The sequence below is a fragment of the Sphingomonas xanthus genome (assembly GCF_007998985.1).
Taxonomy (GTDB): Bacteria; Pseudomonadota; Alphaproteobacteria; order Sphingomonadales; family Sphingomonadaceae; genus Sphingomicrobium; species Sphingomicrobium xanthum.
In genome coordinates this window covers 1,022,227-1,035,457 of sequence record NZ_CP041659.1, presented here as the reverse complement: position 1 = coordinate 1,035,457, position 13,231 = coordinate 1,022,227, and the positions used below count along the sequence as shown (strand labels likewise).

The following is a 13,231-nucleotide window of genomic DNA, read 5'->3' as shown; positions in this document are numbered from 1 at the left end:
CCCTTTTGTCGTGCCGCACGCGTGCGATGCGGCACTCGGGAAGAGTTAGTTGGCGCTTGCCAGCGGCGCCCTCGCACCCTTGGCGACCGCATTGCACTGGCCAAGCCGTTCGCTGTCGAGAGGCCGCCCGTCGACGAGGAAGCGCGCGACGGTGCCGGCACGACGGGCAAGATCCTGGCAAAGCACGACCGGGCGGCTGGTTTCGGTTTTTCCGGTGCAGCGACCCGCGTCGCACGACCAGGCGATATCTTTTCCCATGATGCGCGGCGTGGTCGAAGTGGTACCCAAGGTTGCCGAATAGCTGGAAGCCAAGGCCGGGGTAGCAAACAGCGACGCGGCTGCGACGAACAAGAAACGGGTCATCAGGATCTCACTAAGGTTGCATCGAACAACTATCCTGCAATAGTCAGTTTCACACCGCAACTGTTATTTCATGATCGTTCGTGCATAAATCGGGTTGAGAGGGGTCTAGCGTTGAATTACCCAGTTGTAGCGGGCGAGCCCGACATCGAAGCGTTCCGAGAGGCGGCCCTGCGCTGCCCGTTGCCTGCGGCGGTCGAATTGATCGGCGAAAAATGGGCCTTCCTGATCCTGCGCGGCGCGCTGAACGGACTTCAGCATTTCGAACAGTTCCAGGCCGGGTTGGGGATTGCCCGCAACATCCTGTCTAACCGGCTCACACGGATGGTTGAGGGTGGCATTCTCGAACGGACCCAGGACCCCGATGACCGCCGCAAGGTTATCTATGCCTTGACGCCCAAGGGCGAGGCGCTGCTTCCGGTCGTGTTGGCGCTGCGCCAGTGGGGCGAGGACTGGGGGCATGGCTGCCAGGACATCGTCCTAGCGGACCTGCGCGACGGGTTGCCCGTTCGCAAGATTTGCGTCCAGGCCGCCGATGGGCGGCCGCTCAAGCTCGATGAGCTGATGTGGGTCGACCGTACGACCGGCGCCAAGCTCAAGCGTCCAAGCGCCTGAATCGAAAAGGGCGGCCCGTTGGGACCGCCCTTCGCATCAATGATGCTTATTCGTAATCGCCACCCGACGGCGTAGGCCGCGGCGGCGCAGCGGCGGTGAGGCGGAGCGCCTCGGCCGATTCGCTCAGCGACGCCAGTTCGTCCGTTTCATCGTCTTCGTCGATGCGGACCCGCTGGAGGTTGGATACGATCGCCTCCTCGAGATGCTTTGGCTTGACCGTCGTCTCGGCAATCTCACGCAGGGCGACGACCGGGTTCTTGTCGCGATCGCGGTCGATGGTGAGGTCGGCACCGCCAGAAATCTGGCGAGCGCGCTGCGCTGCCATCAATACCAGGTCAAACCGGTTAGGAATCTTGTCGACACAATCTTCGACCGTCACGCGCGCCATTCGTCGCTCCGCTTCTCGTGCATTAAGCGTGGGAAAGGAGGCGGGATAGGGGGAAGGACGAGGAGAGTCAATGAAATCGCTTTGCGCGGTCTTTGCTTGCAAGCCGCGACTCCGCTCTGCCAGACTGGCGCCATGGCCGAGCTCGCCCACCTAACCCAGCCGCTAGAGGTGGACGGCAACCGACTGGCCCTGTTGACCGGCGGCAGCGAGCGTCTCGATGCGCTCATCGGGCTGATCGACGGCGCAAAACGGTCGGTCCGCCTGCTCTATTATATCTACCGCGACGATCGGTCGGGCCAACGGGTTCGCGACGCGATGGGTCGGGCGCTGGACCGGGGGGTCGCAGTGTCGCTGATCGTCGACGGGTTCGGCGCCTATTTCCCCGAAGGATTTTTCGCGGAACTGCAGGCCAAGGGTCTGACCTATTGCCGTTTCCATCCGACGCTTGGACGCCGCTACCTTATCCGTTGCCATCAGAAGCTTGCGCTGGCCGACGATCAAAAGGTTCTGATCGGCGGATTCAACATCGAGGACAGTTATTTCGCGCCTGAAGAGGAGGGCGGCTGGCGCGATCTGGGCCTGGTCGTCGAAGGGCCCGCGGCCGGTCGGTTGGCGGATTATTATGACGCACTGATGGACTGGGTATTGGAAAAACGGCCGAAGATCCGGTCCTTGAACCGCATCATCCACCGTTACAGCGAATGCCACGGAAAGCTTCAGTGGAATTTTGGCGGTCCGACCCGCGGTCTGTCACCCTGGGCGACTGCAACCAGCCGCGACCTGTTGTCGAGTTGCAATGTCGAAATGATCGCCGCCTACTTCGCGCCGACCTGGGCGATGTTGCGCCGGATCGGACGCGTCGGCAGGCGCGGCCGGGCCCGGATCATTTCGGCCGCGAAGTCCGACAATCATGCGACCATCGCGGCGGCGCGCTACACCTATAAGAAGCTGTTGCGGCAAGGCGTCGAGATTTTCGAATACCAAAGGACAAAATTGCACAGCAAGCTGGTCGTGCTGGACGACGTTGTCCACATCGGCTCGTCCAATTTCGACATCCGCAGCCTCTATCTCAACCTGGAAATGATGCTGCGCGTCGACGACGAGCCGTTCGCTCGGCGGATGCGGGCCTATTTCGAAACGGAAATTGCCGACTGCCAGCAGATTACCGCGCAGCTCCACCGGCAGCGTTCGCGCCTTTGGACGCGGGTGGTTCAGGCGATCAGCTTTTTCCTTGTCACGACCGCCGACTATACGCTGACCAGGCGGCTTAATCTTGGCCGGCTCTAAACCCGGTCACGCCAGGCCCAGAAGAGGGTCGCCGGCGGCACGTTGATCCATTCGAACCCGCGGTCGATCCGTTCGAAATGCGGGGCAATGAAATCGCGGACCTTAGGACTGAATTGATAGACGAGGAACGCTCCGCCGTCGCGGATCGCCCGGCCGGTCGCGGCGCCGATCGCGTCGCCCACACCCGGCGGCAGGGTCGAAAAGGGCAGTCCGGAAAGAATATAGTCGGCATGGTCGAAGCCATGCTCGGCAATGATCTGTTCGACATCGGTGGCCGAGCCATGAACCGCGATCAGCCGGTCATCGTCGATATCGCCATTCAGATAGTCGATGAAATCGGCATTGGTGTCGATCACGATCAGCTTCGCGTCCTTGGCCAAATGGTCAAGGATCGGCCGAGTGAAGGTGCCCACGCCGGGCCCATATTCGACGAACAATTTCGTGTTCGCCCAGTCGACCGGCGCGAGCATCCGATCAATCAGCACCTGGCTTGAGGGGATCACCGAACCGACCATTCGCGGATTCTTGAAGAAGCCGCGAAGGAACTGCCATCGCGGGCTCTTGCGATCGCGGCCGGCCCGCGGGGCATGACGGCGACGACCGTTCAGCTGGTTGGCACGCGACGCGTTCAAGGAGCGCTCCATCTTGATTGACCGCTAAGCCGTTCGCAAATGGCGCGCGGAATGGCAAGGCCAATGGACGGGTATCGCGCACGACTTGGCGAGCTTATGGCGAACTGATGCAAATCCTCCCGGTCCGCCAAGGCGTCGGCGGAAGCGCACTCAGGACGCCGCACTTCCTGCTTCTTTATGCCGCGATGCTCGTTGCGGCAGCGGGCAACACCGCGCTCCAGTCGGTAATGCCGGCGATCGGGCGCGAAATCGGGGTGTCCGATTTCTGGGTAACCGTCTCCTACACCTGGTCGGCAGTGCTGTGGGTGATGCTTGCGCCCTACTGGGCCCGGAAAAGCGACCGGCATGGCCGCAAGGCGCTGACCTTGCTCGGCGTCGGCGGCTTCATTTCCTCGATGCTGCTGTGCGGGCTGGTGCTGTTTGCCGGGTTGAACGGCGTTCTGGCGGGGGGACTGACCTTCGCCGCTTTTGCCGTTGCCCGCGCGCTCTACGGATCGCTGGGCTGCGCGACGCCAAGCGCGACCCAAGCATATCTCGCATCGCGCACCCGCCGGTCGGCACGGGTCGAAGCACTGTCGACTTTGTCCAGCAGTTTCAGCCTGGGAACGATCGTCGGCCCGGCGCTGGCGCCGCTGTTCGTGCTGCCACTGCTCGGCCTGTCAGGACCGTTATTCGCCTTTGCCGCGGTCGGGGTCGCGGTGTTCGCGGCAATCGCCATCGGCCTGCCCGACGATTCACGGCCCCGGCACGGACGGCGGGCAGGACATGGTGCGGCGATGAGCTATCCTTCGCTGGCGAGTTCGCCGACCGGAGCCAGCGTTATCGCCGCGACCGCGCCGAAGGTCAGGCCGCTGCGCTGGAGCGATCCGCGAATCCGCAGATGGATTGTCGCGGGGGTGATCGCCGGTCATGCCCAGGCCGCGACCCTGTCCTGCATCGGCTTCTTCGTCATCGACCGGCTGGGACTGGCTCCCCATGGATCGGAACAGTCGATCGCCATCGTCATGATGGCCGGCGCGGTCTCGACGCTTGCGGCACAGTGGGGGCTGATTCCCAAGCTTGCGCTGGGGCCCAGGGCGCTGATCCTCTGGGGCTCGCTGGTCGCGGCAGCGGGATTGCTGGCGACCATGGTCGCGGGCGACCTTTACGGCATCGTCCTCGGCTTCGGCATCGCCAGTCTCGGTTTCGGGCTGACCAGGCCGGGTTTCACCGCCGGTGCGAGCCTTGCGGTGCCGCTCGCCGAACAGGGCGGCGTCGCCGGGGTGGTCACCGCCGCCAACGGGCTCAGCTTCGTCGCTGCGCCCGGTCTGGGCATGCTGCTCTACACGACCGACCCGCACCTACCGTTCATTGCCGGGTCATTGCTCCTCGGTTTCCTGTTGGTCTGGGGGCGCCGCCGCTTGGCCTAGGCCGGGGGGTCGCCTTTCGTCGGCGATTTGGGCTGGAGCATGCCGGGCAGCACAAAGCCGATTCCGCCGACCGGCTTCACGGCGTCGGCCTTGAGCGTCTTTTCGATCATCTCATAGTCCTGGATCATCTGCTCGGTCACCGACGCGCGGGTTTCCTTCAGCGCTTTTTCAAAGTCGTCCATCGACACTTCCGCGCTGTCCAGTCCCCGGCGCAGCGCGGTCAGTCCGGCCCGGCGAACAAGGTCTTCCAGGTCGGCGCCGGTGAAGCGCTCGGTGCGGCGCGCCAGCGACTCCAGGTCGACGTCTTTGGCCAGCGGCATGTCTTTCGTATGGATCGCAAGGATCCGGCGGCGGCCGGCGGTATCCGGAGTGCCGACGAAGATCAGTTCGTCAAACCGGCCCGGGCGAAGCAACGCCGGGTCGATCAGGTTCGGACGGTTGGTGGCGCCGATCAATACGACGTTGTTGAGTTCTTCAAGCCCGTCCATCTCGGCCAGAATGGTGTTGACGACCCGCTCGGTCACTTGTGGCTCGCCCATGCCGCCCCCCCGCGCGGGCACCAGGCTGTCGAGTTCGTCGATGAAGATCACCGTCGGCGCGACCTGGCGGGCGCGGGCGAACAGCCGGGCGATCTGCTGCTCGCTTTCACCATACCATTTGCTCAGCAGATCGCTTGATTTCGTGGCGATGAAATTGGCCTCGCTTTCGCGCGCCGCGGCCTTGGCCAGCAGGGTCTTGCCGGTACCGGGCGGGCCGTAGAGAAGGAAGCCCTTGGCCGGCCGGATGCCAAGCCGGCGGAACGCATCGGGATGTTTGAGCGGCAGTTCGATGCCTTCGCGCAACTTGTCGCGTGCGGCGTCCAAGCCGCCGACATCGTCCCAGCGCAGCGTTGGCATCTGGACCATCACTTCGCGCATCGCGGAGGGCTGGACGCGCTTCAGCGCATTGTCGAAATCATTTCCGTCGACCGACAGCGCGTCGAGCACTTCGGTTGGGATCGATTCCTCCGCCAGGTCGATCTTCGGCATTATCCGCCGCACCGCTTCCAGCGCCGCTTCGCGCGTCAGGGCGGCGAGGTCAGCCCCGACGAAGCCGTAGGTGCGACGGGCCAGCTCATCGAGGTCGACGCCTTCGGCCAGGGGCATTCCCCGAGTGTGGATCCCGAGGATTTCCCGCCGCCCGGTCTGGTCGGGAACGCCAACGATGATTTCGCGGTCGAAGCGGCCGGGCCGCCGCAGCGCCTCGTCGATCGCTTCGGGCCGATTGGTTGCGGCGATGACGACCAGATTCTGGCGGGGCTCAAGCCCATCCATCAGCGTCAGCAGCTGGGCAACCAGCCGCTTCTCCGCTTCGCCGGTAACCTGGCCGCGCTTCGGAGCGATGGAGTCAATTTCGTCGATGAAGATGATCGACGGCGCGGCTTTGCCCGCGTCCTCGAAGATGTCGCGCAGCCGTTTCTCGCTTTCGCCATAGGCGGAGCCCATGATCTCGGGACCGGCGATGTGAAAGAATTGGGCATCGCTTTCATTGGCCACGGCGCGGGCCAGGCGGGTCTTGCCCGTACCGGGCGGGCCGTGGAGCAAGACGCCCTTGGGCGGATCGACGCCGAGCCGCTGGAACAGTTCGGGATGACGCAGTGGCAACTCGACCATCTCCCGCAGCGCGTCGATCGTGTCGCGCATCCCGCCGAGATCGTCGTAGGTGACGTCAGCGCGCCGCTCGCCATCGCGCTCGGTATATTCGGGGAGCAGTTCGACCTTGGTGCCGGCGTCGATATGGACAATGCCCTTGGGCGCCGTCGAAACCACGGTCAGGCGTACCTCCTGCAGGGCAAAGGCGGGGGCATTGAGCAATTGCCGGATATGGTCGGGCATGTCCGCATTGACCCGCTGATGCCCGGTGGTGGCGACGGTATCGCCCTGGCAGAACGGGCGTCCCTCGAAACTGCGCTGGAGCGCTTGGGCAGAACCTTGCAGCCGGACATTATTCTGAGTTGGCGCGAAAACGACGCGCGTCGCGGGTTTGGACACCGCCTTGTGGATCTCGACGAATTCACCCGATCCGACCCCGGCGTTGGCCCGCTGCAGACCGTCGAGACGGATGATGTCGAGCCCCTGGTCATCGCCATAAGGGCGAATTGCACGAGCGGCGGTGGAGCGCTTGCCGACGATCTCGATGACATCGCCTTCCGCCAAGCCGAGCTCAGTCATCAGCTTGATCGGCAGGCGGGCGACGCCGCGACCGCTGTCGGCGGGGGGCAGGTTCGCTACCTGGACCTTGCGCGAAAGCGCGTCGACAGTCGCCATTCCTGAAATTCCTCTCTCGATTTGCCGACAGGCCCCTTGCCCAAGCCTAGAACGGCAGGACTCCGATTGAGGTTCAATTGGGGATAGTTTGACAAGAAAAAAAGGCCGGGCGTCGCCGCCCGGCCGGAAGTCTCAGGAGAGGATGCCTCGAAAGGCAATATCGCTATTGCACCGCACCATTTATCTCGCAAGTGCAAAATCGCAGGTGCGAGTATCGCAAAGAAACTAAATTAGATTGTCAATCGCTCGCATAGCACTGGCGTCCATGCTAGTCAGCGACTCAGGTCAAGGGGAGCTTCATAAATGGAGCGTCGGCTCACGGCGATCATGTCTGCCGATGTCGTCGGTTACAGCCGGCTGATGGGGGCGAACGAGATCGCGACGCTGGAAGCGCTGAAGGCGCTTCGTAACGATCTGCTGACCCCCTGCATCGAGGACCATCACGGCCGCGTCTTCAAGCTGACCGGGGATGGCACACTGGTCGAATTCCCCAGCGTCGTCAGCGCGCTCGAATGCGCCCTCGTGATCCAGCGCGACATGCGCCAGCGCAACGAACAGGTACCCGACGACCGCAAGATCGAATTTCGCATAGGCGTCAATCTCGGCGACGTGATCGTCGATGGCGACGACCTGCTTGGCGACGGGGTTAACGTCGCCTCACGGCTGGAATCGGCGGCGCGGGTTGGCGGGATCGCGGTATCGGCATCGGTTCGCGACAATGTCATGACCAAGACCGACGTGCAGTTCGAAGATGCCGGTGAACAGCAGCTCAAGAATATCGACACCCCAGTTCGCATCTACAATGTGGTGATCGGCGCCGGGAAATCGCGGTCGGGAAACAGCGCCGAGGCCGTCGACGAGCGTCCCTCGATCGCCGTGCTGCCATTCAACAACATGAGCGGCGACAGCGAGCAGGAATATTTTTCGGATGGCATTTCCGAGGACATCATCACCGATCTGTCGAAGGTCAGCGGCCTGTTCATTATCGGGCGCAACACCAGCTTTACCTACAAGGGCAAGCCGATCCAGCTTCAGCAGGCAGCGTCGGAACTCGGGGTTCGTTACATCCTCGAAGGAAGCGTTCGAAAGGCCGGCAATCGCGTTCGCGTAACGGCGCAGCTGATCGACGGACAAAATGGCGGCCATGTCTGGGCCGACCGCTACGACCGCGACCTCACCGACATTTTCGCAATCCAGGACGAGATCACGCAGAATATCGTCAACCAGCTGCGCGTCACGCTGCTTCCCGAGGAAAAGAAGGCGATCGGCAAGGCGCCGACGGACAATGTCGAAGCCTATAATTATTATCTCAAGGGGCGGCAGTTTTTCTTCAACTCGACCAAGGTGCTGCTGCGCCTGTCGCGCCAGATGTTTGCCAAGGCGACCGAGCTCGACCCCAATTATGCGCGCGCCTACGCCGGGATCGCGATCTGCGACGCACGGCTTGAGAATTGGTATCGCGCTGACATCCCGACCGAGGAAATCCTGGCAACGGCCGACAAGGCCCTGTCGCTCGAACCGAACCTGCCCGAAGCCTATGCCGCGCAGGGCGTTGCCCTGGGCAATGCCGGCCGGAACGACGAGGCCCGCGGCGCCTTCGAACGGGCGCTGGCCCTCGATCCCAGCAATTTCGACGCCAATCTCGCATTTGCCCGCTATCTCGTCACGATGGGCGAGCTGAAGCGCTCGGTGACCTATTTCGAGCGCGCAGCCGAAGTCGACCCGGACGACTGGCAAAGCCCGCTGCTGCTTGATTCCACGCTGGTCGCGCTCGGTGAAATGGAGCGCGCCGAAAAGTTCGCCCGGATGGGTGTCAAACGGGCCGAGGCAGCCTTGAAGATCCACCCGGAAAATTCCCGTCCCGCCCAGCTCGGCGCGGCCACCCTTGCCCGGCTGGGCGAGCGCGACCGTGCCGTCGACTGGCTGGATCGGGCGATGTTCCTCGATCCCGACGATGCAATCGCGAATTACAATGCCGCCTGCACCTATGCGCAGCTCGGCGAAGCGGACAAGGCGATTGCCGCTCTGGAAATATGGTCGAGCTCATCGGGATCGGAAATGGAAATGTGGTTCGAAACGGATTCCGATTTCGATCCCATTCGCAAAGACCATCGGTTCGTTGCGATCGGCGAAAAGCTACAGGCGGCCCGCCGCGCCGAACTCGCCTAGAATTTGATGAGGCCGGCGATCCGGCGGAGCGCCGAGCGCGGCAGGAAGCGATGCCCTTGCGCGCCGGCCTTGTTGGCAAGGCCGGGGATCACCACCGCCCGGTTCCGGTCGAGCGCCGCGAGGCCGGCGCGGACGACGTCCTCCGACCGGGCCGCCAGCTTGTCGACCAGGCCGTTGCCGGTGTAGCCGGCCACCGCGCCAAACTCGGTCGCGGTCGGGCCGGGACAGAGCGCGCTGACCTTGATTCCCCGTGTCCGCATTTCCTCGTGAAGCGCCTCGGTAAAGCTGAGCACGAACGCCTTGGTCGCAAAATAGGTCGCCATGCCCGGTCCGGGCTGGAAGGCGGCCGTCGAAGCGACGTTGAGGATCGCGCCCTGCCCGCGCTCTAGCATCGCCGGCAGAACCAGATGGCATAATTCGACCAGCGCGCTGCAATTAAGGTCGATCATGCCGCGTTGGCGCGGCCCATCGAGGGCGTCGAAACGGCCCCACAGCCCGAAACCGGCATTGTTGACCAGGGTAGAGACCATCTCGCCATGGCGATCGATATCGGCGATCAGGCGGCCGGCTGCGCCGGGTTCGCCAAGGTCGATCGCCACAACCCGCGCATTGCCCACTTCCCTAGCCAGCGCGTCGAGCCGGTCCTTCCGACGCGCCGCCAGCACCAGCCGATGGCCCTTAGCGGACAACTGCCGCGCGAAATCGGCGCCGAGGCCGGCGGATGCACCGGTAATAAGGGTGATGCCGGCCATGATATCCCTTTATTTCGGTGGCGAAACTTGCCGGTTTAGCGTAGCTGGATGTCAGTCGGGGCCAGGGGGAAGTCAATGTCCGCATCCGGAACGAGCACGCCCATTCCGACCGATGAACGGTCGGCCTTGCTCGACTCGCTGCGCGGCTACGCGCTGCTAGGCATCCTTGTCGCCAACATGATGGTGTTCAGCGGCTGGATATTCCTGCCCGAAGCGACGCGGACCGGTCTGCCGCTCGCCGGGTTCGACTCTGCCAGCGAACTGCTGATCGAATGGCTGGTGGTCGGCAAATTCTATTCGATTTTCTCGCTGCTGTTCGGGATTGGGTTCGCCATCCAGATTGGCCGGTTCGAGGCTCGCGGCGAAGGCGTGGGCCGCTATGCGCGCCGGCTGTTCTATCTGTTTCTGATCGGTCTTGCCCATATCTACCTGCTGTGGCTCGGCGATATCGTTGCGCTTTACGCGGCGATGGGCGCGGTGCTTCTGCTGTTCCGCAAAGTGAGCAACCGGGCGCTGCTAGGCTGGGCTGTGCTGCTGTGGCTGGTTCCCGCCGCCTGGTCAGCGATGATCCATTTGGGAGGGATCGATCCTGCTGCTCCGCTAGCCGCAAAGGCTTTCGCGATGATCAGGGCCGCAAGCGGCGATCTTGGCCGGGGGCCAATGGCACTCTTCGCCAGCCCCGATATTGCCGCGCATCTCCGGGCCCATCCCGGGGAGGCGCTTCTCCGCCTCAGTGACCTTGTTTACCAGATGCGCTTTACCAAGGTGCTGGGCATGTTCCTCCTCGGCCTGTGGATCGGGCGCAGGGCGATCTACGCCAATCTTGCACAATATCGGCCGCTTCTTGTCCGCACCGCCAAGTTTGGCCTTGGCATCGGCCTGCCGCTTTCCGCGGCCAGGGCGATATTGTCGCTGACCATGGGCAACGACCGGCTGCTCAACGTCGCCGCGGAATGCGCCTATGTGGTTGGCACCCCGACGCTTGCGCTGGGCTATGCCGCGCTGTTCGCCCTGCTTTGGGACCGGCCGACGCGGGGAGCGTGGCTCGAATGGTCAGCGCCCGCCGGCAGGATGGCGCTGACCAATTACCTGATGCAAACAATCCTGCAGAGCATCATATTTTACGGCTGGGGCTTCGGGCTGATCGGCAAAATCGGACTGGTCATCGTCATACCCATGTCGCTCGCGCTGTTCGCGCTCCAGGTCGCCTACAGCCGCTGGTGGCTGGCCCGATTCCGGTTCGGGCCGGTCGAATGGCTCTGGCGCAGCCTCACCTATGGCCGCGCCCAGCCGATGCGGGCCGCCTTCGCAGCCTAGGCGACGGTTGCCTTGACGATCTTGCCCGGGTCGGCGACCGGCTCGCCGGTCGGCAGCGCGTCGACATGCTCCATGCCGCTCTCGACCTTGCCCCAGACGGTATATTGCTTGTCGAGAAAGCGCGCGTCGTCGAAGCAGATGAAGAACTGGCTGTTGGCGCTGTTCGGATTCTGCGCCCGGGCCATCGAACAGGTGCCACGGACGTGCGGCTCGGCACTGAATTCGGCCTTGAGATCGGGGAGGTCCGATCCGCCCATGCCGGTACCGGTCGGATCGCCGCCCTGGGCCATGAAGCCCGGAATCACGCGATGAAACACGACGCCGTCGTAAAAGCCGTCCTTGGCGAGGCTGGCGATCCGCTCGACATGGGCGGGTGCCAGGTCGGGGCGAAGCTTGATGACGACGTCGCCGCCGGTCGAAAGGGTCAGGGTGAGAGTGCTGGCGTCGGCCATCGAATTGTCCTTGTTTAGGAAATGAAGGCGCCATGTAGGCACGCGGCGCGGGTTGCGCCAGTCCGAGCCGGGGCATAGTAGCACTCGCCGGGCGAGCGCAGCGGCTAGGGGAGTGGCATGAGCGACAGCGACATCATTGCCACTCACACCGCCGATGCCGGCGCGCCGCCGGCCGAGGACCGGGTTCACGACAAAGAGGACCGGCTTCGCCGCGAATTCGTCCGCGAGGTTTTCGATGCCGTCGCGGACGGCGATGACGAGCGAGCACGCGGTCTCGTCGCCGAGCTTCACCCCGCCGATATTGCCGATCTGATCGAACTGGCGCCGGGCGACGAGCGCGCCGACCTGATCGAGGCGCTTGCGGGAATCGTCGACGCCGAAGTGTTCGCCGAGCTCAACGAGCATGTCCGCGAAGACGTGATCGACGAAATGGAGCCGCAGCAGGTTGCCGACCTCGCGGCGCAGCTCGACACCGACGACGCCGTCGCCCTGATCGAGGATCTGGAAGAAGACGACCAGCGCGCCGTGCTGCGCGCGATGGAGCCCGACGATCGGGCCGCGGTCGAAGAAGCGCTGACCTTCGGCGAGGAGACGGCCGGCCGGCTGATGCAGCGCGATCTGATCGCGGTGCCCGAACATTGGAATGTCGGCCAGGTCATCGATTATCTTCGCTCGACCGAAGAACTGGCCACCGATTTTTGGGAGATTTTCGTCGTATCGCCCGACCATCACCCGGTCGGCACCTGCAAGCTGTCGACCGTGCTCCGCTCACCGCGGTCGATGCAGGTTGGCGACATCATGCTCAAGAAGCAGACGCTGATTCCGATCGACATGGACCAGGAAGAAGTGGCGCTGAAGTTCCAGAAATATGGGCTGATCTCGGCGGCGGTGATCGACCCGGTCGGACGGCTGGTCGGCATGGTCACGGTCGACGACATCGTCCACATCATCCAAGAAGAAGCCGGCGAAGACGCGCTTCTCCTGTCAGGTGCCGGCGAAGGCGATATCAACGAGCCGATCGGCGAAACCTACAAGAGCCGTGTGCGCTGGCTCGCGGCAAACCTGCTCACCGCGCTGGTCGCGGCAACGATCATTAGCTTTTTCGAAGAAAGTATCGAGCGGATGGCGGTGCTCGCCGCGTTGATGCCGATCGTCGCCGGGGTCGGCGGCAATGCGGGCACCCAGACGCTCGCCGTGACGGTACGAGCGATCGCCACCAACCAGCTTACCGGTACCAACCACTGGCGTACCGTATGGCGGGAAATCCGGGTTGCGCTGATGAACGGGCTGACGATCGCCGTCCTGATCGGCGTGGGGGTGACAGTCGTGCTGGGAAGCACGCCGCTGGGCGCGGTTATCGCCGCGGCGATGCTGACCAACATCGTCGTTGCCGGACTGGCCGGTGTCCTGGTCCCGCTGGGGCTCGAACGCGCGGGGGCCGACCCTGCCGTCGCTTCAAGCGTGTTCGTGACGATGATCACCGACTCGCTGGGCTTCCTCATGTTCCTCGGCCTGGCCACGGCCGCTGGCTTGGCGGGCTAATC

The 13,231-nt window shown here is 63.7% G+C and carries 12 protein-coding genes; 6 read left to right on the top strand and 6 right to left on the bottom strand.

What is annotated here, in order from left to right:
* Nucleotides 1–45: 45 nt before the first annotated feature.
* Entirely contained in the window at nt 46–363 is a 318-nt protein-coding gene (locus FMM02_RS11350) for a CC_3452 family protein (protein WP_246104831.1), read from the bottom strand.
* Nucleotides 364–474: 111 nt separating this feature from the next.
* Between FMM02_RS11350 and FMM02_RS11345 the strand changes: the two genes are divergently transcribed.
* Entirely contained in the window at nt 475–975 is a 501-nt protein-coding gene (locus tag FMM02_RS11345; protein WP_246104830.1) for a winged helix-turn-helix transcriptional regulator, read from the top strand.
* Nucleotides 976–1,021: 46 nt separating this feature from the next.
* Here the strand turns inward: FMM02_RS11345 and rpoZ are convergent, their stop codons facing one another.
* Nucleotides 1,022–1,363, bottom strand: coding sequence for a DNA-directed RNA polymerase subunit omega (gene rpoZ, locus FMM02_RS05180; protein WP_147493861.1), 342 nt, complete (start codon nt 1,361–1,363; stop codon nt 1,022–1,024).
* Between the two features lie 132 nt (nt 1,364–1,495).
* Here rpoZ and FMM02_RS05175 point away from each other — a divergent pair, with 132 nt between their 5' ends.
* Nucleotides 1,496–2,650 carry a phospholipase D-like domain-containing protein gene (locus FMM02_RS05175; protein WP_147493860.1) on the top strand — a complete coding sequence of 385 codons (1,155 nt, stop codon included), beginning with the start codon at nt 1,496–1,498 and terminating at the stop codon, nt 2,648–2,650.
* On the opposite strand, the gene FMM02_RS05170 is transcribed toward FMM02_RS05175, so the two are convergent.
* Nucleotides 2,647–3,165 carry a class I SAM-dependent methyltransferase gene (locus FMM02_RS05170; RefSeq protein ID WP_147494978.1) on the bottom strand — a complete coding sequence of 173 codons (519 nt, stop codon included), beginning with the start codon at nt 3,163–3,165 and terminating at the stop codon, nt 2,647–2,649. The genes FMM02_RS05175 and FMM02_RS05170 overlap by 4 nt on opposite strands.
* 224 nt (nt 3,166–3,389) lie before the next feature.
* Here FMM02_RS05170 and FMM02_RS05165 point away from each other — a divergent pair, with 224 nt between their 5' ends.
* On the top strand, nt 3,390–4,691 hold the full coding sequence (locus FMM02_RS05165; RefSeq protein WP_147493859.1) for an MFS transporter: 1,302 nt from the start codon (nt 3,390–3,392) through the stop codon (nt 4,689–4,691).
* Here FMM02_RS05165 and FMM02_RS05160 read toward each other — a convergent pair.
* Nucleotides 4,688–6,997 (bottom strand): CDC48 family AAA ATPase, encoded by a 2,310-nt coding sequence (locus FMM02_RS05160; RefSeq protein WP_147493858.1) that lies wholly within the window; start codon nt 6,995–6,997, stop codon nt 4,688–4,690. The two genes, FMM02_RS05165 and FMM02_RS05160, sit on opposite strands and share 4 nt — an antisense overlap.
* A 303-nt stretch (nt 6,998–7,300) precedes the next feature.
* On the opposite strand from FMM02_RS05160, the gene FMM02_RS05155 reads away from it, so the two are divergent.
* Complete coding sequence (locus FMM02_RS05155; protein ID WP_147493857.1) at nt 7,301–9,166, top strand: adenylate/guanylate cyclase domain-containing protein; 1,866 nt, start codon at nt 7,301–7,303, stop codon at nt 9,164–9,166.
* Here FMM02_RS05155 and FMM02_RS05150 read toward each other — a convergent pair.
* A complete protein-coding gene (locus tag FMM02_RS05150) occupies nt 9,163–9,918 on the bottom strand; it encodes an SDR family NAD(P)-dependent oxidoreductase (RefSeq protein WP_246104829.1) in 756 nt (251 codons plus the stop codon). The two genes, FMM02_RS05155 and FMM02_RS05150, sit on opposite strands and share 4 nt — an antisense overlap.
* Nucleotides 9,919–9,993: 75 nt before the next feature.
* On the opposite strand from FMM02_RS05150, the gene FMM02_RS05145 reads away from it, so the two are divergent.
* Nucleotides 9,994–11,235: a DUF418 domain-containing protein gene (locus FMM02_RS05145; RefSeq protein WP_187107853.1), complete on the top strand. Its 1,242-nt coding sequence runs from the start codon at nt 9,994–9,996 to the stop codon at nt 11,233–11,235.
* Here the strand turns inward: FMM02_RS05145 and FMM02_RS05140 are convergent.
* The gene (locus FMM02_RS05140; RefSeq protein WP_147493854.1) at nt 11,232–11,687 is read right to left on the bottom strand and encodes a peptidylprolyl isomerase; all 456 of its coding nucleotides are present in this window, start codon (nt 11,685–11,687) and stop codon (nt 11,232–11,234) included. The genes FMM02_RS05145 and FMM02_RS05140 overlap by 4 nt on opposite strands.
* A 117-nt stretch (nt 11,688–11,804) precedes the next feature.
* On the opposite strand from FMM02_RS05140, the gene mgtE reads away from it, so the two are divergent.
* Nucleotides 11,805–13,229 carry a magnesium transporter gene (gene mgtE / locus FMM02_RS05135; protein ID WP_147493853.1) on the top strand — a complete coding sequence of 475 codons (1,425 nt, stop codon included), beginning with the start codon at nt 11,805–11,807 and terminating at the stop codon, nt 13,227–13,229.
* The last annotated feature ends 2 nt before the right edge of the window (nt 13,230–13,231 follow it).

Bases quoted from the DNA above. Each gene is read 5' to 3' on its own strand.
- FMM02_RS11350 (WP_246104831.1), bottom strand. From the start codon at position 363: ATGACCCGTTTCTTGTTCGTCGCAGCCGCGTCGCTGTTTGCTACCCCG.
- FMM02_RS05170 (WP_147494978.1), bottom strand. From the start codon at position 3,165: ATGGTCGGTTCGGTGATCCCCTCAAGCCAGGTGCTGATTGATCGGATG.
- FMM02_RS05145 (WP_187107853.1), top strand. From the start codon at position 9,994: ATGTCCGCATCCGGAACGAGCACGCCCATTCCGACCGATGAACGGTCG.
- mgtE (WP_147493853.1), top strand. From the start codon at position 11,805: ATGAGCGACAGCGACATCATTGCCACTCACACCGCCGATGCCGGCGCG.
- FMM02_RS05140 (WP_147493854.1), bottom strand. From the start codon at position 11,687: ATGGCCGACGCCAGCACTCTCACCCTGACCCTTTCGACCGGCGGCGAC.
- FMM02_RS05175 (WP_147493860.1), top strand. From the start codon at position 1,496: ATGGCCGAGCTCGCCCACCTAACCCAGCCGCTAGAGGTGGACGGCAAC.
- rpoZ (WP_147493861.1), bottom strand. From the start codon at position 1,363: ATGGCGCGCGTGACGGTCGAAGATTGTGTCGACAAGATTCCTAACCGG.
- FMM02_RS05150 (WP_246104829.1), bottom strand. From the start codon at position 9,918: ATGGCCGGCATCACCCTTATTACCGGTGCATCCGCCGGCCTCGGCGCC.
- FMM02_RS05165 (WP_147493859.1), top strand. From the start codon at position 3,390: ATGCAAATCCTCCCGGTCCGCCAAGGCGTCGGCGGAAGCGCACTCAGG.
- FMM02_RS05160 (WP_147493858.1), bottom strand. From the start codon at position 6,997: ATGGCGACTGTCGACGCGCTTTCGCGCAAGGTCCAGGTAGCGAACCTG.
- FMM02_RS05155 (WP_147493857.1), top strand. From the start codon at position 7,301: ATGGAGCGTCGGCTCACGGCGATCATGTCTGCCGATGTCGTCGGTTAC.